Consider the following 20,211-nt stretch of genomic DNA (forward strand, 5'->3'; position numbering starts at 1 on the left):
TTGTCGTATCAGCAGCCACAGGAGTGACGGATGGCTAGATCCGCCTTGATGATCTGCACGTCGGGGACCTGGTCCGGCTCCAAGGCCGCATTGATGGCGCAGGCGGCAATTTTCGCAGTGTCCTGCTGCATGGTGGTCAGCTGAGGCCAGGTGTAGAGGGAGTCGATGGTGCCGTCAAAGGAGACGATGGCTACATCCTCGGGAATGCGCAGCCCGCGTTCATGCAGGGCTCGCAAAGCACCCATGGCCTCCAGGTCTGATCCGGCGAAGATGGCCTGGGGTGGTCTGCCGCTGTCAATCAGGTCCAAGGTGGCGCGGTAGCCGCCCTCGCGTGTGAAGAAGGCCTGGCGAATCCTGCCGGCGGGAAGGTTGGCGTTCTGATGGGCCGCATACCAGCCCTGGATGCGGGCGTCGCCCCGGTCGTCGGGGGAGCCGCCGAAGAGCATGTCGACGCTGCAGTGCCGGTGCTCGATCAGGTGTTGGGTGGCGGTCAGGCCAGAGTGGAAGAAATCGGTCGACACGCTCTTGGCATTGCTCACCCGGTTGGGCTGGTCCATGAAGACGAAGCGACTCTCCTCAAGATGAGCCATGCTCAGCTGTGCGTAGCTGCGTGAGGACGAGAGGAAAATGGCATCGACGTTGCGCTCCAGCAGCTGTCTGATGGCCTGCTCCTCCAATTCGGGGTCGCTGCGCACGTTCATGAAGAGAACCGAGTATCCCCGCCGCATGGCCACCGTCTGCAGCTCGTCGTAGATGCCGGCGCTGAATGGGTTGGAAGAATCCGGCACAATGACCCCCAGCATCTTGGAATAGCCGGTGCGCAGGGCACGCGCCGTGGGGTTGGGGTGGTAGTTCAGCAGCTTCGCCGCCTCGCGCACTCGCTTGGATGTGTTCGGAGCCACAGCCCTGGGCCCATTGTTGAATACGTAGCTGACCACGGCTGTGGAGACATTAGCCAGCTTGGCCACATCCGTGCGCGTGGCCCTTTTGCGTTGTCGGTGATCCTTGTTGTTTGCAGCCATCAGAGTTCGTTCCCATCTGCCTATTCGCCAGTCTCAATTTATGCTACCCGGAATAGGGAATCTACTCGAATTGATATTGCCGTCAAACCCGGTTGAGCACCATTATTGATCTGTCTGCACATGTCTTGCTAAGGCTGAAAAATCAAGGTAAATAGCACCAAAAAACCAGCCGTTGCGAGTGCGTTTTTCCTCAAAAGCAACTGTTCGGGCAGCCAGCGTCAGATATTTGACAGACGAATCTACTCGTGTATATTAAGAATCACGAATGAGTTCAGGTTCTCTCGGAACGTGTTCGGCGAAGAAGCAACCTACGAAGGAGTGGTTGATGAACAAGATCAAGACGGTGGCGGCGGTCGGCATCTGCTGCGCTATGGCAATAACCTCATTGGCTGCCTGCGGCTCTTCCTCCTCCGGGGGCAAGAAGACCGTGGAATTCATGACCATGCAGTCGACGGGGACCCCCCAGCTCAAGGCTCTTCAGGGCCTGGGCAAGAAGTTCGAGGCAAAGAATCCAGACATCGCCATCAAGATGGTTCCTGGCACCAACAACAACGAGAACGACATCAAGGTTCGTCTAGCGGGCCACAACCCTCCGGACATATGGAACACCCACGGCTGGTCGCGCGACCGGTACGGCAACTTTCTTGAGCCGCTGCAGAACAGGCCCTGGGCCAAGCGGCTCAAGCCGATAGGCAACGATGTCTTCAAGACCAAGGACGGCAGGTTCTACGCCCTTCCCGCTGATATTCAAGTGTCTGGCATCATGTACAACCAAACGGTTCTGGATGCGGTCGGCATCGATCCCAAGTCCATCGACACCTGGGACGCCTTTGAGCAGGCCTGCACCAAGCTCAAGGCCGCCGGGTACACCCCGCTCATCTCCTCCAACAAGGATGCGGGTCCCAATGGCGACATCGCCGACTACATGCTTCCGGGCATGTACGACGACAGCCAGCTCAAGGACCTTTCTGCCGGCAAGTTCGATACCGCAGTCTACGAGAAGTACACCTCCAGGGTGGCCAAGTGGGCCAAGGACGGCTGGTTCAATGTGGATTACACTTCCGCCTCCCAGGATGACATATCCAGGCTGATGGCCCAGGACAAGGTCGGCTTCTCCTTCCGCGCCAACGGCAGCTCCCAGCTGATCCAGTCCTACAATCCCAAGGTCAAGCTGGGCATGATGCCGGTTCCTGCAGAAGTCGGCAGACCCTACTTCTCTACAGGCGAGGACACCCTGACCTTCGGCGTCTCCAAGACCAGCAAAAACAAGGACGCGGCATTGAAGTTCATCGACTTCATGGCCGAGCCTGAAAACCTGCAGAAGCTGGTAGACGTGAGCATGAACGATTCGGCCCTGACTGGCGTCAAGTCCGCGCTGGGGCAGTTTGAGCCGACATACGACTACTGGGTCAACAAGAAGAAGACCAAGTTAGTCCCCTTCTTCGACCGCAAGTACCTGCCCAACGGCATGTACAACACTCTGGCCAAGTCGACCGACGGTCTGCTGACCGGTCAGCTGACTGCACAGGCCGCTGCCGATCAGGTCAAGACCTCCTTCAACAGCCTGTATGGCCAGAAGTCTTCCTGAGCAGTGAGCCAAGAGGAGCCGAGTCATGACAGATAGCCGCTCAGGGGCGATTCCTTCGCAGGACACCCAATCCGGATCACCGTTACATGGGGATAGCAGGGATGCATCCGTTGACCACGTCAGGGGTCCCGCCCTGCGTCGTCGCCGTTTCAAGGGTGCCTCGATCAATCTCTTCTATCTTCCTGCCGTCATCCTCCTGGTGATCTTCATCATCTATCCGCTCTTGTCGGGGATCGGACTTTCCCTGACCAACTGGGACGGGTACAACGAGGCCAAGTCCTTCGTGGGGCTGGCCAACTACAAGCAGATGCTGACTGACGCCAACTTCAAGCAGGTGGTCATCAACACCTTCATCTACGGCATTGGCAGCACAGTGCTTCAGCAGATCCTGGGCCTGGCTCTGGCACTGCTGCTGAACGCCAGGATCAAGGGGCGCACCCTGATCAGGGCCATCATCTACCTGCCCGCTCTGGTGGCCCCGGTCATCATGGGCATCATGTACTACTTCGTCTTCCAGTACCAGCAGGGCGCCCTGAACGCCGTCATGACGGCGCTGGGTCTGCACAAGGTGGCCTGGTTCAACAATGCGGGGTTCTCGGTCTGCATCATCGTGCTGGTGAATTCCATCCAGTTCGTCGGCGTCTCCATGATCATCTACCTGGCCGGTCTGCAGACCATGGACCAGGAGGTGGTCGAGGCCGCCGAGGTCGATGGGGCATCCGGCTGGAAGAAGTTCTGGAACATCACCCTGCCGCTCCTGTCGCCCGCCTTCACGACCAGCGTGGTTCTGAACCTGATCGGAGGGTTGAAGCTCTACGACATGGTCAAGGTGCTGACAGGCGGCGGCCCCGGGTATGCCACCAACTCCATCTCGACCTATATCGGCACGATCTACTTCGACAACCAGGCGGCCGGGTATGCCTCGGCCATCGGAGTCTTCCTCTTTGTCCTGATTGCCATCGTGACCTGGCTGGTCAACAAGGGGCTGGCCAAGCTGGATTGGGAGGCCTGACATGGCTAGCAAGAACAAGAATGCGATGACCCCTGCCGAGCGGTCATACCAGCGTGGGCGTTGGGCCATCTACCTCTTTCTGGTCATCGTCTGCCTCTGCCAGCTCCTGCCCTTCTACCTGGCGATCACCACCTCGCTCAAGCCTTCGGACGATCTGAGCTCGGCCCTGAGCATGCGCACCCACGACCTGGCATGGTCCAACTGGTCCGAGGCCGTCAACGAGGGCGGCATCCTCAAATCCGTTCTCAACAGCGTGGTGGTGACTGTTGGGGCGACGGCCCTGGTCTGCATCCTGGGAGCAGCTGCGGCCTACCCCCTGGCTCGTCGCCTGACCCGATTCAACAAGCTGGTATCGGCCTTCATCCTCTCCATGATGATGATTCCGCCGCTGAGCATTCTGGTCCCCCTCTACTCCTTCCTGGTCAGGATCGGCGGGGTGAACAACTACTGGGGCATCATCGTGGTGCTGACGGCCACCAACCTGCCTCTGTCAGTCTTCCTCTACACGGCCTTCATCAAGGCCATACCCCCGGCGATTGATGAGGCCGGCGAGCTGGACGGGGCCAACCGGCTCCAAGTCTTCATGCGCCTGGTCCTGCCCATGCTCAAGCCGGTGACGGCGACCGTGGTCATCATGACCGGCTCGACAGTATGGAACGACTACGCCCTGTCCAGCTACATCCTGACCGATCCCTCGGCCCAGACCATTGCCCCTCGTGTGGCCTCCTTCTTCTCGGCCAATACCAACAATCTGGGCGTCGCCGCAGCGGCATCCCTGATTGCGGCAGCCCCCATGGTGGTCGCCTACACGTTCCTGCAGAAGTACTTCATTGCAGGGATGGTGGCCGGAGCAGTCAAGTAGTCTTTTAGTCAGGAGCCGCCCAACTGCAGTTGAGCGGGCGACTCACTGGCTCATCAAGCATCGTTGTTTTTGCACATTTGTGCCGTAGTCACCAAAGGATTTTTCATGCTCTTTCCACAGTCGGTCCATTCGGATCAGCCACTCACCTATATGGCCCTGGGGCCCGTTACACCGGGTGCTGATATTCCTGACATCAGAGGGCTGTATGCAGGCCCCGACCTGGATGGCTTGGAACAGAGCCCCGTCTGGGCCTCAACCCATTCGCCCCTGCTGCTGGAGCATGCGCAGAACACCTACCTGCATCCGGGCCTGACCGGGCATCGGATCACGCAGGGCCCCGAGGGCTTCCAGGCCGGTCGTTCCTGGTCGCCACGATTCCTGGTCGAGGGCCGGCCCGAGCAGACCGCCGACTCGCTGATCATCAAGGCTCGCGACGAGGGTGCCCAGCTTGGCTTGAAGACCAGGGTGGAGGCCATGGCCGGCGGCTCCCTGCGGATTCGTCACACCCTGCGCAACCTGGGCGCCGATCCCTTCCTGCTGGAGGGTCTGGAGATCCGCCTGCCCCTGGACGACCAGCAGACCCAGATTCTGGACTTCGCCGGTAGGCACGAGCGTGAGCGCAGCCCCCAGCGTCATGATATGGCCGACGGGGCCTGGGTGCGTGAGTTTCGTTGGGGCCGCACCGGCTTCGAAGGGTCCGTAATCATGGTGGGCACCCCCGGGTTCAACTTCCACCATGGCAGGGTGCTCTGCGTCCAGCCGGCCTGGAGCGGCAACACCGTGCTCCGGGTGGACCGGAACAGCGCCACTCCGGCCGGCGTCAGCGCTGGCGAGCTCCTCTTGCCCGGCGAGGTGGTCTTGGACCAGGGCCAGGAGTACAGCACGCCCTGGATCGTGGTCACCGCCTCCGACCATGGCATGGATCCGATCATGAATAGCCTGCACGCCTGGGAGCGCACTCTAACCGAGCATCCGTGCGAGCAGCCGGTCATCCTGAACGTCTGGGAGGCCATCGCCTTCAACCACGACTTCAATACCCTGCGCGACCTGGCCGACCGGGCCGCCCGCATCGGAGTGGAGCGCCTTGTTCTGGACGACGGCTGGTTCCACCTGCGCCGGGACGACAAGGCCGGTCTAGGCGACTGGTGGGTGGATCCTGCTGTCTGGCCCCAGGGTCTGGAGCCTTTAGTTGATTATGTCCACAAGCTAGGGATGCAGTTCGGCCTCTGGTTCGAGCCGGAGATGATCAATCCTGATTCGGATGCCTTCCGCGACCATCCTGAGTGGGTCATGAGGGCATCCTCCAGAAACCCGGAGCTGCAGCGCAACCAGCTGGTCCTAGACCTGACCAACCCCCAGGCCTTCAACCATGTGCTGGAGGCCATGACCGAGGTTCTGGGGTCCTGCCAAATCGACTACGTCAAGTGGGACCACAACCGCGACCTTCTTGAGGCCGGCTCACAGGCCCATGGGGGCGCGCCGGCCATCCACGAGCAGACCCTGGCTTACTACCACCTTCTGGACGCCCTCCGCGCTCGCTTCCCTGAGGTGGAGTGGGAGTCCTGCGCCTCGGGCGGCGGCCGCATCGACCTGGGCGTGATCGAAAAGATCCGCCGCTTCTGGAACTCCGACATGACCGATGCCCTGAGCAGGCAGCTGATCCAGCGCTGGACCGAGCAGACCGTGGCCCCCGAGTACATCGGCGCCCACATCTCCCAGCCCTCCTCCCAGCAGACCGGCAGAACCTACAGCCTGGATTTCCGGGCCGCCACGGCCGTCTTCGGGTCCATGGGCATCGAGTGGGACATTCGCCAGGCCAGCGAGGAGGACCTGGAGCGGCTCAAGGAATGGATCACCTGGTACAAGGTCAACCGCGGCTTCCTCCACTCCGGCCGCGTGGTTCGCCTGGACCTGGCTGACCCCTCGGCGCTGGCCCATGGCGTGGTGGCCCCCGACCGCAGCCGCGCCATCCTGGCCCATGTCCAGTTGGATGAATCCCTGCATAATCGTGGTGTTTGTCTACGTATTCCCGGCCTGGATCCCAAGGCGCTGTATCGGCTCGCCTGGACCGGCCCCGCCAAGCCCAAGGCCTCGCTGGAGCATTTGGATCCAACAGGTCCGCTGGGCACCGCCGAGGTCACCGGCACCTATCTGGAGCGTGTGGGTATCCGCATACCCCGTTGCCAGCCCGAGACCATCCGCCTGATCGACCTGGTCCGGGTCTGACCCGCCGCCGTCTGCCACACCACAGGGATGAAGGAGCACTGAGTCATGAACCCAACCAGCCTTAGCCTTGGAGAGCCGGATTGGATCACGCTGACCACCGATGCCGACAGGGAGACTGTGCCTGCGGGAAGACGCTTTCACACAGCCCCCGACGTAAGGGCCAGCCTTAAGGGCGGGTCCGCTCTGACAGTCAGCCTGACCGCCGGTTCAACCCCCATCCGGTCCCTGGCGCTGCGCTGGACCAGGCCCATGCCCTCCGATGACTTCTACCTGGGCGACGCCTGGGAGCGCGGCTACGGCCGCATGGGTTTCCAGACCATGCGTGCCAACCGGTTCATGCCCTGGTACTTCTTGGCGGTGGGTCAGGAGCAGGCCGAGGGGTACGGGGTGGTCACCGGAGCCAACGCCTTCTGCTTCTGGCAGGTCGATACGGCCGGTGTCACCCTCTTCCTTGATCTGCGCAATGGAGGCACAGGCCTGGTCCTGGACGGCAGAGAGCTTGAAGCGGCCACCATCGTTTGCCTGCAATATCCGCTTCAGGAGCGGGCTGGTGGTCCGGTCTTTGCTGTGGCCACTGACTACTGCTCCCGGATCAGCCGCAAGGGCCTCATACCCACCGAGCCGGTCTACGGGAGCAACAACTGGTACTACGCCTACGGGGACTCCAGCCGCTCCCGGATTCTTGCCGATGCCGAGTATTTGGCCTCCCTGACCCAGGGCAGCGCCAACCGCCCCACCATGGTCGTGGACGACGGGTGGCAGGACCACCACCGGCTTGAGGACAACAACGGCGGGCCCTGGCGGCGTGGCAACGAGAAGTTCGGCGACATGGGCGCTTTGGCCGACCGGATCAAGGCCATGGGCATCAAGCCCGGAATTTGGTACCGCCCGCTCCTCAACGAGGACGAGACCATTGCAGACCAGTGGAGGCTCCCGCACAACGGATGCCTGGACCCCTCAAACCCGCAGGTCCTGGACTACATCCGCCAGGACATCGCCCAGCTGGGGGAGTGGGGCTACCAGCTGGTCAAGCATGATTTCAGCACCTTCGACCTGCTGGGCAGGTGGGGCTTCCAGATGAACCCCTGGCCCAGCCCGGACGGCTGGCACTTCTACAACCGGAGCCTGACCAGCGCTCAGGTGGCCAAACAGCTCTATCGGGCCATCTTCGAGCAGGCCACTAAGACCGGGATGCTGGTCCAGGGATGCAACGTGGTCGGTCACCTGGGCGTCGGCTTTATGCAGATCAACCGGACCGGCGACGACACCAGCGGCCTGCAGTGGGAGCGGACCAGGCAAATCGGGGTCAACACCCTGGCCTTCCGTCTGCCCCAGAACGGGAGCTTTTACGCCACCGACGCCGACTGCGTGGGCATATCCGACTCAATCGACTGGGAGCTCAACCGTCAGTGGATGGACCTCTTGGCGCGGACCGGCACCCCACTCTTCTTCTCGGCCCGCCCAGGCAGCCTGACCGCTGAACAGGAGGGCCAGCTCAGGCAGGCCTTGGCCATGGCCTCGACCGGAGGCGCCCATGCCCTTCCCTCGGACTGGCTGGTCAATGACTGCCCTGAGATTTGGACTGACGACGGCGGCACCCGCCGATACTCCTGGTATCAGCCGGCTGGCCTGGAATTCGCTGACATGCCTGAGCGCTACGATGGGTACCTTTCAGCCATTTAGAGGAAGTTGGCGGCCGTGCTCGGTTGGGATGGGCACAGCCGCCAGATTCGCCGGATCGCAGTGTTGAGGATCCGGCCTTACTCGCAAGAAGCACAGTGGAGAACATTCGGTAACGCCATTTGCGGAGTCTCCCAAGAACTTTGCCGACTGTCTCCCTAACAGCCGGTGCGTGTCATTTACTCCTGCGTCTTTGTACGGCTGATGCAACTTTATCATTCTGCTATGACTATGGCAGCCTGACCTGTTATCAGCGAGATCCATGGCTGGCATGATGGACGAACAGTGGTCGGACCAGCTGGGGCTGTGCTCCCTCCCTCGTGGGCAAGGAGCATCCGTCGGCTTGGACGCTGCGCCCATGCCGGTCAGCAGTCTCAGCAGGACGAACGCAGACGGCCGGCTAGATATGCGAAGCCGGGACCCCTTGCCAACTCCGTTCGCCTTGCAATGTCTCGTCTGTCGAAAAGCAGTCCTGCCGTCAACGCGGGCCTTGCATCACTTCGCTCGAGCCATGGCGGAATCCAGCCGTCTTTCCGGCGTCCCCCCCCCCCCCCCCGCTACCATCCAGCTAATAAACAACACATATGGTCACGTCAGGGGCACTTGAATAAGCAGGGCCCCGCCTCCTGCAACTGCGGGAGAACGGGGCCCGTGCTTAACGCCGGGCCGGGGATCAGCCGGTGTTCTGCAGGCCAGCGGCGACTCCCGAAACGGTGCAGAGGATCAGGTAGATGAAGTCGGCCTGTTGGCTCTTGCTGAGTTCCTCCTTGTCGTTGCGACGACGCAGGGCACGCAGGGCGCGCACCTGGGTCACTGACAGGGCGTCCACATATGGAGAGCGGATCCGGATGGCCTGGCCCAGCACGTGGCGGTGCTGCAGGGGCCACTCGTCGCCCACGATCTGCAGAACCCACTTGCGGGTCAGCTCCATCTCCGAGAGGACCTTCTGGCTCAGGTCGTCCCGGTCGCCCAGGGAGAGGTACATCTTGGCGATACGCTCGTCGGTCTTGGCCAGGCTCATCTCGATGTTGTCGATGAAGGTGCTGAAGAGCGGCCACTCCTCGTAGGCCTGACGCAGGGTCTCCAGGTCGCCGAACTTCTCGCAGGCGGTGCCCAGGCCGTACCAGGCGGCCAGGTTGATTCGGGCCTGTGCCCAGGAGAAGACCCAGGGTATGGTCCGCAGATCGTCCAGGGACTTGGCGCCCAGACCACGCTTGGCAGGCCGGGAGCCGATGGGCAGCAGGCCGATCTCGTTCAGGGGCGTCACGATGGAGAACCAAGGTGCGAAGTCCGGCGTATGCAGCAGGTCCAGGAAGCGCTCGTGTGCGGCTTGGTCCAGTTCGTCGGCCATATCCGCGTACTTCTCGGTCATAGTGGTGTTGCGCTCCTCCACGCTGGGCGCGGATTGGAGCAGGGTGGCCGCAGCCACGGACTCGATGTGGCGGATGGCCAGGACCGGGTTGCCGTAGCGGGCGAAGATGACCTCGCCCTGTTCGGTCAGCTTGAACCGGCAGTTCACCGAGCCCACAGGCTGGGCCAGCACGGCCCGGTTGGCAGGGCCGCCTCCACGGCCTACGGCGCCGCCGCGTCCGTGGAAGAGGGTCAGGTCAATGTCATGGCTCTCAGCCCACTTGGCGATGCGCTCCTGGGCGGAGTGCAGGGCCAGGGTCGCCGAGACAGGGCCGGCATCCTTGGAGGAGTCGGAATAGCCCAGCATGACCTCCATCTTGTTGCCGGTCTCCTTGAGCCGGGCCTGGACCTCGGGGATCTTGATGATCTCCTCCAGCACGTCCACCGAGTTCTGCAAATCCTCCAGCTGTTCGAACAGGGGGATCACGTCGATGACCGGCACGTCCTCGGCATGTTCGAAGGCCAGCCGGTTGAGCTCGTAGACGTCCTTGACGTTCTGCGCCGACTTGGTGAAGGAGATGATGTAGCGGCGGGCGGCTTTTTGGCCGTTGCGCTTCTGGATGGCTCCCAGGGCCCGGAAGGTGTCGAGCACCTCGTGGGTCATGGGCTGCAGCTCGCCGCGCTCGCCATGCAGGCCATGCTCACGGATATCCTCCAGGGCGCGGGCGTGGACCAGGGAGTGCTGGCGGAACTCCATCTCCACCATGTGGAAGCCGAAGGTCTGGGCCTGCCAGATCAGATCCTGCAAGGGGCCGTAGGCCTGACGGACCGCGCCCGCCTTGGCCAGGGAGTCCTGGACCACGCGCAGGTCTGCGATGAAGTCCTCACAGTCGGCATACATGAGGTCAGCGTCACGCTGGATGGTGGCCTGCAGGCGGTCTGCGATGACCAGGACTACGGCGCGGTGCAGTTCGTTGTGAGAGATGGTGGCGGCCCGATCGGTCAGGCGTTCGCTCATCTCCTTCTGGTGGCTCCACAGGCTCCTCAGCTCGGGGCTGGGGGGTGTGGTGGTCACCTCCATGGTCATGTTGCGGCCCACGGTGGTGGTGGCCTTGACCAAGGCCTTGAGCATGTGGTCCGAGAACTTGCGGGCTACTTTGCGCGAGACCTTGGCAGTCACATTGGGGTTGCCGTCACGGTCGGAGCCGATCCAGCTGCCCGGGTGGAAGAAAGCAGGGCAGACCGGCTTGACCATGCCGGCCTTCTTGCCCAGCATCCAGTCATCGAAGCGGCGGTAGACCCTGGGAATGGTCTCGAAGAGCGTGGAGTCGAAGATATCCAGGATGGTGTTGGCCTCTTCGACGGGCGTCGGCTTCTTGGCTGCGATGGGCGAAGTCCGGAAGAGGGCGTCGATCTCGTTATGCAGCAGACGCTCGTTCTCCTCCAGTTCGGAACCGCCCAGACCACGGCGAACGGCCAGCAGGTTGGCGATGCGCCGGATCTTGCCCTCCACGGCCTTGCGCCGCGCCTCGGTGGGGTGGGCGGTGAAGACGGGGTGGAACTCCAGCTTCTCCAGCAGCTCCGAGGCCTTGGCCGGGCCCATCTCCTGAAGGAGCTGGCTGTAGGCGCTGGTCATCTCGTTGATGGGATCGGTGCCCTTGACCTCAAGGTTCACCTTGCCCTCACGCTCATGCAGGACCTTCACCCGGTAGTTCTCTTCGCAGAGGTTGGCCAGGTGGAAGTAGGTGGTCAGGGCGCGGGCCAGCAGCTGGGAATCCTTGACTGAGGTGTCGTCGATCAGGGCCACGGCCTTGGACAGACCGTCCTCGTCAGGCACGGGGTCCGAGGGGTGGCGGTTGAAGTGCTCGGCGCTGGCCGTCATTACGTCCTCGCGCAGGGAATCGAACCGCTTGAGCAGCTGTTGATCGAACTCCCCCAACACATCCCTGAGCAGCCGCAGGCACAAGGCCATGTCCTCGTCCAACGATTGAGGCAGCTTGCGTTCCTCTGGCCCCTTGGTCCCGGTGCCGGATGTGACCAGGGTCGCATCGGCAGCCGTGATTTGCTGATTACTATCTGTCATCAGTCCTCCTTGTCGAATCGCAGGTTGCCCGGTCTTCGGCCATTCCACGGCTCCTCCGCGGTTATTGGTGGTCGGCGTTGCAGGCCCACAGCCTTCGATTCGATGGCTCGCGGCCCATTCTAGGACGTTTTCGGGTCGAATACGTTTCATGGTCCCATGCGGCGGTGCAGGGGCACGTGACCCGGGTGGAGTATGAATGTGGGTGTGAAATTCAAGAGCAGAAGTTCCAAGGATGGCTATCGCGGCAGGACCGCAGCCGAGGTCAGACGGGTCAGCAAGTACCACACCCACTCCATTCCGCTGGACATGGAGGATATTGAACGCGATTACGACAAGCCCATTGTCGAGGCTTGCATCGCTGCCAAAACCAGTCTGATTGTGCGGGTGGGCATGCTGGAGCTGGGGGCCGGCACGGGAAGCTTCCGCGTGCGCGAGATGATGCACAGGATTGCCTACCCCATGGGCGTGCACGTGCGGGCCGACGTGAACCTGACCGACATCGAGGCCACCTGCACGGATGGCGTGTCTCGGATTACCGAGGTGGTGGACCTGCCCACTACTGGGGTCAATACCGAGCGGATCTGGCTGCTGGAGCACTTCGCGGACTGGCTCAGCGTCAAGTGCGGGCAGGCGGGGACGTACCACGCCATGTCGGTGGTCTCCCGGGAATTGGTGGACAACCTGGACGAGCCGAACATCTACGCGGCGGCCCGCAAGGCGGTCAAGGAGGTACTGGCCCAGGACCAGGATGCGGCCAAGGCGCTCAAGGATGTGGTGGCCACCGCTGTGCACAACGAGGACGAGATCAGCCAGAGCCGAATCGATGCGGCGGCCATGGACACCAGGACGGCCGCCGGTCTGGGCACTGTAGGCTCCACGCCTCGGCCCGAGGATTCCAACGATCCCAAAGCCGCTTCCGCTTCTGCTGCTGACGTGGTTGAGAATTCAGATTCGAGTGCCGCCAGCTCTGCAGCCGCTGAATCTTCTGCAACCAGTCAAGGACGCGATTCGGGGGCTGGGCGGCCCGCTTCCGGACAATCTGCGTCAACTCAAGGCGGAGCGCGTGAGAAGGCCAGGTCTTCCGAGGGCGCCGCGTCCTCCGAACAGTCGGTGTCTTCCGTCTGGTCCGCGTCTTTCAAAGAGGCTGTATCTTCCGATGGGCCTGTTTCCTCTCACGAGTCCGCATCCTCGCAGACGCGGGCTACGGATGGCATCACAGTCCGACAGGCGCATGAACGCCTGGACCTGATCGAGCGACGCAGACCCCTCTACTCGCCCCTCTTCTCGGGCTTCGCCTCGGCCGTGGCCTGCGCGGCCTTCGTCTTCTTGCTGGGCGGCGGCCCCTACGACATGGCTGGAGCTTTCGTCGGCGCTGGCATAGGACAGTGGGTGCGTCGTCAGATGCTGGGCAGGCGGATCAACCAGTTCTTCGCCACCGGAGTGGCGGTCATCATCGCCGCCCTGGCCTGTGTCGGCACGCTGAGGTTGGCGGGTATCTTCGACCCTGTGGCTCTCAGGCACGACACGGCTTACATTGGCGCCATCCTCTTCGTCATTCCCGGCTTTCCCCTGGTCACTGGCGGCCTGGACATCGCCAAGCTGGACTTCCCCTCGGGAGTGCAGCGCATCACCTACGCCTTCTCGATCATCCTGGTGGCCACACTGGGTGGCTGGGCCGTAGCAAGGATGGTTATGCTCAACCCCCAGGGCTTTGAACCCATGAACCTGAGCCCCTGGCTGATGGCTGGCCTGCGCTTGGTAGCAGCCTTCTGCGGGGTCTGGGGCTTCTCGGTCCTCTTCAACTCACCCCAGCGCATGGCCCTGGTGGCCGCCGTCATCGGCGCCCTGACCGACACCATGCGCTTGGAGATGCAGGATCTGCTCCACGTTCCTCCGGAGATGGCCGCCTTTTTGGGCGCCTTTCTGGCTGGCATGCTGGCCACGGTCTGGCGTTCCTCAGTCCGCCACGGCCTGCTGCCGCCCGATCTGGGCTATCCAAGAATCAGCCTGACCGTGCCCTCAATCGTCATCATGGTGCCCGGCCTGTATATGTACCGGGCCATGTTCTACCTGGGGCAGTTCAATACGCTCAACGCCCTGGACTGGGCCTTCCGGGCCTTCATGGTCATCATCTGCCTGCCTATCGGCCTGGTTACGGCTCGGGTGCTGACCGACCGTTCCTGGCGGTACGACGTCTAGTAGCGCATGCCCATGGCCGAGCGGACCTGATCGAGGGTCTCCTCCGCTACCTGGTTGGCACGCTTGTTGCCTTCAACCAGGATGTCGCGCACGGTGTCCATGTCCTTGGCCAGCTCGGCGCGGCGCTCGCGGTGGGGTGCCAGGAATTCGTTGACCGACTTGGTCACATAGGCCTTGAGGGCGCCCGAGCCGGCATTGCCGATCTCCTCGGCGATATCCTCGGGCTTCCGGTCGGTCACCAGGCCGGCAGTGGTCAGCAGGGCCGAGACTTGGGGGCGGTTGACAGGGTCGAAGGTAATCCTGCGCTCGGAGTCGGTGGGGGACTTGCGGATCAGCCTGGCTGTCTCCTCCGCGGTGGCGCCCAGCATGATGGAGTTGCCGTAGGACTTGCTCATCTTGCGGCCGTCCAGACCTGGAATCTCAGGGGTGTCAGACAGGATGGCCTCAGGCTCGGGGAAGACCGGAGCCTGGCCGGGGTAGCGCTCATCGAAGCGGCGGGCGATGGTCCGAGTCAGCTCCACATGCGGCAGGTTGTCCTTGCCGATGGGCACTACGTTGGCCTTACAGAAGAGTATGTCGCAGGCCTGGTGGACCGGGTAGGTCAGCAGCAGGCCGGTCAGGGCGTGGCCACTGGCCTCCATCTCGGCCTTGACGGTGGGATTGCGGTGAAGCTCGGCCTCGGTCACCAGGGAGAGGAAGGGCAGCAGCAGCTGGTTCTCTGCTGGGGTGGACGAATGGGTGAAGATCATGGTCCTCTTGGGGTCGATGCCTGCGGCCAGATAGTCCAGCACCAGGTTGAGCACGTTGTCGCGGATGTGCTCGGTGGTGTCCCGGTCGGTGATGACCTGGTAGTCGGCGATGACGATGTTGGTGTGTACGCCGCGATTCTGCATCTGGACGCGCTCGCGGATGGAGCCGAAGTAATGGCCCAGATGGAGCCTGCCGGTCGGGCGGTCGCCGGTCAGCATGGTGTAGCGGCTCGGATTCTTGCCCAGCTCAGCCAGCACCTGGTCGGACCGATGCTTGGCGGCTCTGAAGCTGTCGCTGATCTCGTTGCCTGCCGCTGTGACTTCTTCCTGCATGGTCCCACCCTCGTCGTCGTGCTGAATGTCCTTCTGGGAATTGCTTTTATGGTAAAAGTCCGAGCCGACAAGATACTCAGGTGGTATTCTCGTAAATGATGTAAATTCACATTCAAGTTGCCTAAGCGCACTTTACCTGGCGAAGGGGGTCGGATGGGCCGCGGACGTCAGAAGGCTAAGCAGACGAAAATAGCCCGGAAGCTCAAATATCTGACAACGGACACGGATTACGACGAGCTGGCCAAAGAGCTCAGCAGCAAGGAACCCGGAACCAGGGGCAAAGATCCCTTCAAAATGATTGAAGAGGAGTACTCCAAATCGGATTCTCGCAAATCGGGGAGCCAGGACCCCGAGGATTCCCCGGACGATGATCTGGATGATTACGCCCGGTGGGCCGCCGAGGCTGCTGCCAAGGCCACATCTGGGGAGATGCCGACCACGCCCAAGCCGCACAAACGCATACCAATTCCCGTGCCCAGCGCGCTCAAACATCACAAGGAGCAGAAGACCGCAGCCAAGGGGTCATCAAGCAAGTAGCCCCAGCAGTCAGCAGCCAGAGGTAGTCGACTAATTGGTCATACCAGGGGCAGCAGCTCGTGCAGATCGTCGCGCTCGCCCACGGCGCTGATATGCCCGGCTGCGGCTTCTTCGGTCCAGCTGGTGATGCCGGCGGCCAGCCGTAGCCAGACATCCGGGTCCAGTTCGATTACGTCGGGCGGGGTCAGGTTATGCGGGTCGGATGCCGGTCCGTCCAGAATCTTGACGGCTCCCCAGGGGGCCACCCTGACCTCCACGCCGGGGCCGGGGGCCTTGATCTCAAGCATGTGCAGGGAGTAGCGGACGGCCATGGCCTTGCTGCGTCTATCGATTTGCGGGGCCACTGACAGGCGGTCGTCTCCAGGGCCCAGATTATTCGCGGCCTCCTTGGCCGCATCGCGCCAGGCCAGAAAATCCCGGCGGCCTTCTTCCATGTCTGCTTCCCGTATGGCACTCATGGCTCCATTGTGACGCGCCGCCCCAACAGGCGTGTCCAGCAGGCTGCGGTCGAGCCAAAATCAGGCATGAAAAAAGGAATCCGTTGCCCTCACGTTCTTGACGCTGGGTCGGATTCCTTCCCGACCGGAACGGTCAGGCCTGTGCGCCCGCTTGCAGAGGGGTCTCGGGATCCTCGGGCCCCTTGTCCTCCTCATCCTTGGCCAGGCCCAGGTCGACTGGCGATGAGCTGTTCTCCCAGGGCTCCTCCCAGGGATCATAATCCGGGTTCTGCTGCTTGTATACGAACAGAGCGACAACGCCGGCCAGCAGCGTGCCGAAGAGCAGTGCAAAGAACTTCCAGCCGTTTGAAGATGAATTCTCCATGTTTGGCTCCTTTCGACGACTTTCGTCGGTCCTGCCCACTTCGACCGACCTAGTCAACATCCTAGTAGAACGCGACGAATTGTGGGATGCATCGATGCCATTGCGGCACGGAAACCGCACACCCCGGCCGGACGGTCAGGTAATGTATGGTTCATGGTCAATGGCATGGGCACCAGTTTCACAGGCGGAGGGAATGGTCGGGGGCCGCTGGGATGGATCCGGCGGCGCTGGGGTGACCATGCTCCGGTCGTGACCATAGCCATCACCCTGATCTGCCTGGCGGCCTGGGTCATCCAGATGGCCTTGTATCTGTTGGCTCCGCTTCGCTATCAGCGGCTTTTGCTGGGATACTGGGCTTTCGTGCCGATTACGGCCATTCATGAGCCCTGGATGTTTGTGACCAACATATTTCTGCACGCCACCAATGTCTCGCACATCCTCTTCAACATGGTCACCCTCTGGGTTGTGGGGCCGGTGCTGGAAAATCTGATAGGGCATGAGCGTTTCCTGGCCCTCTACATGATCAGCGGGCTGGGCGGAGACCTGGGGCTGATGGTCTATGCCGTCCTGGCGCCCAATGGCTGGGGCACGTCAGCCATCGGGGCCTCAGGCGCGCTCTTCGGGCTCTTTGCCGCCATTTTGGTGGTCTACCGCCGTCTGGGGATTGACATCCTTTCCATGGTTGTCTGGATGGGCATCAACTTCTGCATGCCCCTGTTCGTGCCCGGCATCGCCTGGCAGGACCACGTCGGCGGGTTCATAGTCGGCGGCCTCTTCATGCTGGCCCTGTTGCACATGGGCCGGCCCGGCTCCCGGGTGCATGGTCTGCTCTCCTGGCTGCTGCCCACGCTGATCTTCCTGGCGGCCCTGGCCCTGCTGGCTCTGGGCTGCAACATGGTCAACCCCATGCGCTGAAAATCAGCATCTGCCTGTTCTGGTCAAATGACATGGATGTCATCTATCCACATTTGTTGACAATCGTGTGGATAACCTGGGAATAAGTATTCAGAACTGGTGTATATATGCCTGTAAAAAGTGGATAAGTGAACTTAGAACCCAATCAGCAGTAGGGTTGTGGACGAGTACCCTAAACTGCCCACGACAAATCCGGGCGATTGTGGATAACTCTGGATTGAGTCTGGAAACGGGGGGGGGTGAAATCGGTGGAGCTAGGTAGTGAATCCACACATGTCTGACGCTCAGGTGTGGATGGGCATGCAAAGAACCCCACAGCCGTGCTTGGACGGTTGCAGGGTTCCTGAAGAGTAATGCTGCTAAATCAGTGCCACCACATGGTCATAAGGAAGCCGATCAGCAGAATGCCGAAGCCCACGGCAAGGTTCCAGTTGCCGATGCCGGGGATGGGGAAGACGCTGCCTCTGACGGAGGAGATGTAGTAGACCACGATCCAGATCAAGCCCACCAGCATCAGTGTGACGAAGAGGGGCACGAACCAGCGCGGATTGGCCTTGGTGCTCTTGATGGTGTCCTCTACGCGGCGGGTGTTCTCTTCCTGACGCTGCACGATGCGTCGCATTTGCGGAGTCATGTGCTTTTTGTCAACGCTCTGGTTGAGCACGGCCTCTACCTTGTCCATGGACAGGCCATACTCCTCGTCCTTGGCGTCCTCGCCAGTGTCGGCGGTCTTGGCCTCGTCCACCGCTTGGTCCTCGTCATCATGGAGTTGATGCTCTGCCATGAGGTTATTCTCCTTCAGTAGATCTACTAAGCCATAGTAGCGGTTAGACTCGAACGTAATACTATCGCAGACGAGGATGAGGGTATGCCTATGACCAGACGGACGGGACGGCACGGTGCGCGCAGGTCCCTCGTCGGCACAGTGTCTGTGGCTGTGGTGCTGGCCCTGGTCGGGTTCATGCTGACCACCAACATCCGAGTCAACAAGACGGTCACGGTCACCTCGGACACGGCCGGGCTGGTGGAGGAGCGCGAGAACAAGGCTGCTGAGTTGCGCAAGGACATCAATGACATGAGCTCGCAGATCAACGCGCTGAAGACCCTGACTGACGATGACAAGGGCAGCTCGGACCAGGCCCGCGAGGACCCCGGCTCGGGCACGGTGCTCAAGGCCGTCCAGGGGCCGGGACTGACGGTGACCCTCAATGATTCCCCGCTCTGGCAGCAGAAGGTGGGCTCTGACGGGTCGACGGCCAACATCAACGATTACGTCATCCACCAACAGGATGTGGAGAGCGTGGTCAACGCGCTCTGGGCCGGAGGAGCTGAGTCGATGAGGATCCAGGATCAGCGGGTTTTGCCCACCACAGCCGTGCGGTGCGTGGGCAATGTGCTGCTGCTGCACGGCCGAAAGTACTCGCCGCCATATAAGATTTCAGCCATAGGGCCAGTCGACAGGATGACCAAGTCCCTGAATGCTTCGCCATCCATCCGGATTTACAAGGAGTACGTAAATACGGTAGGTCTGGGTTGGAATGTCGAATCTTCGGATAATCTGAGATTCCCTGAGACGACGGCTGTCCTGCAGCCACTCCAGTACGCATCGCTAGATGAGAAGGCACGGTAAATGACGACAGAGGACTCGGAGAACAACAAAACGTCGGTTGACAAACCGGAGAATAAGCGACGAACCTGGCTGGTGGGCATTGCAGAAATCATAGGAGAGCTGCTGATCACTCTGGCCGTGGTCTGCGCACTCTACGTGGTCTGGCAGCTCTGGTGGACCGGCGTGCAGTCCGAGCATCAGCAGTTGGAGACCCGGGCCTCGACCTCCTGGAGCAACCCGGGATTGGGCGACACCCGCAAGGTGGCCAAGCCTCAGAAGGGGAATCCGCCTGTGCAGCCCAAGCAGGCCTCCGAGGGTGAACTGATAGCCCAGGCCTACATTCCTCGTTTTGGACAGCATTGGGAGCGCAACGTGGTTCAGGGCACGTCGCCCCGAGAGCTGGCCTACGCGGGACTGGGGCATTACCCCAATACGCAGATGCCGGGCGAGATGGGCAACGTGGCCATTGCCGGGCACCGCGCCGGTTATGGTGAGCCGTTGGGCCATGTGGATGAGCTGCGAGTGGGCGATGCCATCGTCCTGCGCACCAAGGATTACTGGTACGTCTACCACTACACCCGCTATAAGATCGTCGCAGCCAGCGAGGTCAGCGTTATCGCTCCCAACCCCTATTCGCCCAAAGAGGCTCCTGATCGGCGCATGATTACGCTGACCACCTGCGAGCCCAAGTACACAACGGCCACCCACCGCTGGATCAGTTGGGGCGAATTCGACTACTGGGCCAAGGTGTCCGACGGAGTGCCCAAGGAACTGCTGGGCGATCGCGGCAGCAATGTGGCCTTTGCAGACGACAAGGGTTCGGTCATGGCCAAGCTGGGTTCTCTGCAGCCGGTCTTCCTGGTTTTGGCAGCAGCCTATCTGATCATCTACCTGGCGGCCCTGGCTGCCTGGCGTTACCCCCTGCTGCGGCAGATTCGCAAGGGCGAGAAGCCTCAGCCCATGATCAGCCTCTACGGCTGGCTCCTGCGGCACCAGTCCGGCATAGCTCCGATTCGGTGGCTTCTGCTGATTCTGCTCCTGCTGGCTCTGGCCTGCGCCCTGATGGAATGGGGCTTCCCATGGCTGGCCAGCAACGTGCCCATGCTCAGACAGATGTCCAACTACTCCACCTTCTGACCCAGGCGGCATAGAAGGGCGGCGGGGCCGCAGAATCCAATGTGATCCTGCGGCCCCGCCGCTTATTGATGCCATTACTTTGCCGAC

The 20,211-nt window shown here is 61.7% G+C and carries 16 protein-coding genes; 10 read left to right on the top strand and 6 right to left on the bottom strand.

The window, feature by feature from the left end; genetic code table 11:
- Positions 1-8: 8 nt before the first annotated feature.
- Entirely contained in the window at positions 9-1,022 is a 1,014-nt protein-coding gene (locus tag GYM67_RS00260) for a LacI family DNA-binding transcriptional regulator (RefSeq protein ID WP_220236607.1), read from the bottom strand.
- Between the two features lie 325 nt (positions 1,023-1,347).
- On the opposite strand from GYM67_RS00260, the gene GYM67_RS00265 reads away from it, so the two are divergent.
- The 5 genes from GYM67_RS00265 (at position 1,348) to GYM67_RS00285 (ending at position 8,393) form a co-directional block, all read left to right on the top strand.
- The gene (locus GYM67_RS00265) at positions 1,348-2,610 is read left to right on the top strand and encodes an ABC transporter substrate-binding protein (protein ID WP_220236608.1); all 1,263 of its coding nucleotides are present in this window, start codon (positions 1,348-1,350) and stop codon (positions 2,608-2,610) included.
- Positions 2,611-2,635: 25 nt separating this feature from the next.
- Entirely contained in the window at positions 2,636-3,622 is a 987-nt protein-coding gene (locus GYM67_RS00270) for a carbohydrate ABC transporter permease (RefSeq protein ID WP_220236609.1), read from the top strand.
- Between the two features lies 1 nt (position 3,623).
- A complete protein-coding gene (locus tag GYM67_RS00275; protein WP_220236610.1) occupies positions 3,624-4,484 on the top strand; it encodes a carbohydrate ABC transporter permease in 861 nt (286 codons plus the stop codon).
- A gap of 105 nt (positions 4,485-4,589) precedes the next feature.
- A complete protein-coding gene (locus GYM67_RS00280; protein ID WP_220236611.1) occupies positions 4,590-6,710 on the top strand; it encodes an alpha-galactosidase in 2,121 nt (706 codons plus the stop codon).
- A 45-nt stretch (positions 6,711-6,755) separates the two neighbouring features.
- Positions 6,756-8,393, top strand: a complete 1,638-nt coding sequence (locus GYM67_RS00285; protein ID WP_220236612.1) for a glycoside hydrolase family 36 protein — start codon at positions 6,756-6,758, stop codon at positions 8,391-8,393.
- A gap of 670 nt (positions 8,394-9,063) precedes the next feature.
- On the opposite strand, the gene GYM67_RS00290 is transcribed toward GYM67_RS00285, so the two are convergent.
- Entirely contained in the window at positions 9,064-11,823 is a 2,760-nt protein-coding gene (locus tag GYM67_RS00290; protein WP_220236613.1) for a phosphoenolpyruvate carboxylase, read from the bottom strand.
- 306 nt (positions 11,824-12,129) lie between these two features.
- Here GYM67_RS00290 and GYM67_RS00295 point away from each other — a divergent pair, with 306 nt between their 5' ends.
- Complete coding sequence (locus GYM67_RS00295) at positions 12,130-14,022, top strand: threonine/serine exporter family protein (RefSeq protein ID WP_258561579.1); 1,893 nt, start codon at positions 12,130-12,132, stop codon at positions 14,020-14,022.
- Here the strand turns inward: GYM67_RS00295 and trpS are convergent.
- Positions 14,019-15,104, bottom strand: a complete 1,086-nt coding sequence (gene trpS, locus GYM67_RS00300) for a tryptophan--tRNA ligase (RefSeq protein ID WP_220236615.1) — start codon at positions 15,102-15,104, stop codon at positions 14,019-14,021. The genes GYM67_RS00295 and trpS overlap by 4 nt on opposite strands.
- A 153-nt stretch (positions 15,105-15,257) precedes the next feature.
- Between trpS and GYM67_RS00305 the strand changes: the two genes are divergently transcribed.
- Positions 15,258-15,641 (top strand): DUF3073 domain-containing protein, encoded by a 384-nt coding sequence (locus GYM67_RS00305; protein ID WP_220236616.1) that lies wholly within the window; start codon positions 15,258-15,260, stop codon positions 15,639-15,641.
- A 38-nt stretch (positions 15,642-15,679) separates the two neighbouring features.
- On the opposite strand, the gene GYM67_RS00310 is transcribed toward GYM67_RS00305, so the two are convergent.
- Both GYM67_RS00310 and GYM67_RS00315 read right to left on the bottom strand, forming a co-directional pair.
- Positions 15,680-16,099 carry a sterol carrier family protein gene (locus tag GYM67_RS00310; protein ID WP_220236617.1) on the bottom strand — a complete coding sequence of 140 codons (420 nt, stop codon included), beginning with the start codon at positions 16,097-16,099 and terminating at the stop codon, positions 15,680-15,682.
- Between the two features lie 133 nt (positions 16,100-16,232).
- On the bottom strand, positions 16,233-16,463 hold the full coding sequence (locus tag GYM67_RS00315; RefSeq protein ID WP_220236618.1) for a hypothetical protein: 231 nt from the start codon (positions 16,461-16,463) through the stop codon (positions 16,233-16,235).
- A 153-nt stretch (positions 16,464-16,616) separates the two neighbouring features.
- Here GYM67_RS00315 and GYM67_RS00320 point away from each other — a divergent pair, with 153 nt between their 5' ends.
- Positions 16,617-17,378, top strand: coding sequence for a rhomboid family intramembrane serine protease (locus tag GYM67_RS00320; protein ID WP_258561507.1), 762 nt, complete (start codon positions 16,617-16,619; stop codon positions 17,376-17,378).
- A 364-nt stretch (positions 17,379-17,742) separates the two neighbouring features.
- Here GYM67_RS00320 and crgA read toward each other — a convergent pair whose 3' ends face one another.
- Entirely contained in the window at positions 17,743-18,162 is a 420-nt protein-coding gene (crgA, locus tag GYM67_RS00325; RefSeq protein ID WP_220236619.1) for a cell division protein CrgA, read from the bottom strand.
- Positions 18,163-18,252: 90 nt separating this feature from the next.
- On the opposite strand from crgA, the gene GYM67_RS00330 reads away from it, so the two are divergent.
- Together GYM67_RS00330 and GYM67_RS00335 are read left to right on the top strand one after the other, a co-directional pair.
- Positions 18,253-19,008: a DUF881 domain-containing protein gene (locus GYM67_RS00330; protein ID WP_220237323.1), complete on the top strand. Its 756-nt coding sequence runs from the start codon at positions 18,253-18,255 to the stop codon at positions 19,006-19,008.
- Positions 19,009-20,124, top strand: a complete 1,116-nt coding sequence (locus GYM67_RS00335; protein WP_220236620.1) for a class E sortase — start codon at positions 19,009-19,011, stop codon at positions 20,122-20,124.
- The last annotated feature ends 87 nt before the right edge of the window (positions 20,125-20,211 follow it).

Source organism: Bifidobacterium asteroides, assembly GCF_019469425.1.
GTDB classification, from domain to species: Bacteria; Actinomycetota; Actinomycetes; order Actinomycetales; family Bifidobacteriaceae; genus Bombiscardovia; species Bombiscardovia asteroides_I.

What these genes read in the sequence shown, in the direction of transcription:
- GYM67_RS00330 (WP_220237323.1), top strand. Translation starts at nt 18,253, where the DNA reads ATGACCAGACGGACGGGACGGCACGGTGCGCGCAGGTCCCTCGTCGGC.
- trpS (WP_220236615.1), bottom strand. Translation starts at nt 15,104, where the DNA reads ATGCAGGAAGAAGTCACAGCGGCAGGCAACGAGATCAGCGACAGCTTC.
- GYM67_RS00315 (WP_220236618.1), bottom strand. Translation starts at nt 16,463, where the DNA reads ATGGAGAATTCATCTTCAAACGGCTGGAAGTTCTTTGCACTGCTCTTC.
- GYM67_RS00295 (WP_258561579.1), top strand. Translation starts at nt 12,130, where the DNA reads ATGGAGGATATTGAACGCGATTACGACAAGCCCATTGTCGAGGCTTGC.
- GYM67_RS00285 (WP_220236612.1), top strand. Translation starts at nt 6,756, where the DNA reads ATGAACCCAACCAGCCTTAGCCTTGGAGAGCCGGATTGGATCACGCTG.
- GYM67_RS00290 (WP_220236613.1), bottom strand. Translation starts at nt 11,823, where the DNA reads ATGACAGATAGTAATCAGCAAATCACGGCTGCCGATGCGACCCTGGTC.
- GYM67_RS00270 (WP_220236609.1), top strand. Translation starts at nt 2,636, where the DNA reads ATGACAGATAGCCGCTCAGGGGCGATTCCTTCGCAGGACACCCAATCC.
- GYM67_RS00305 (WP_220236616.1), top strand. Translation starts at nt 15,258, where the DNA reads ATGGGCCGCGGACGTCAGAAGGCTAAGCAGACGAAAATAGCCCGGAAG.
- GYM67_RS00335 (WP_220236620.1), top strand. Translation starts at nt 19,009, where the DNA reads ATGACGACAGAGGACTCGGAGAACAACAAAACGTCGGTTGACAAACCG.
- GYM67_RS00275 (WP_220236610.1), top strand. Translation starts at nt 3,624, where the DNA reads ATGGCTAGCAAGAACAAGAATGCGATGACCCCTGCCGAGCGGTCATAC.
- GYM67_RS00280 (WP_220236611.1), top strand. Translation starts at nt 4,590, where the DNA reads ATGCTCTTTCCACAGTCGGTCCATTCGGATCAGCCACTCACCTATATG.
- GYM67_RS00310 (WP_220236617.1), bottom strand. Translation starts at nt 16,099, where the DNA reads ATGAGTGCCATACGGGAAGCAGACATGGAAGAAGGCCGCCGGGATTTT.
- GYM67_RS00320 (WP_258561507.1), top strand. Translation starts at nt 16,617, where the DNA reads ATGGTCAATGGCATGGGCACCAGTTTCACAGGCGGAGGGAATGGTCGG.
- crgA (WP_220236619.1), bottom strand. Translation starts at nt 18,162, where the DNA reads ATGGCAGAGCATCAACTCCATGATGACGAGGACCAAGCGGTGGACGAG.
- GYM67_RS00260 (WP_220236607.1), bottom strand. Translation starts at nt 1,022, where the DNA reads ATGGCTGCAAACAACAAGGATCACCGACAACGCAAAAGGGCCACGCGC.
- GYM67_RS00265 (WP_220236608.1), top strand. Translation starts at nt 1,348, where the DNA reads ATGAACAAGATCAAGACGGTGGCGGCGGTCGGCATCTGCTGCGCTATG.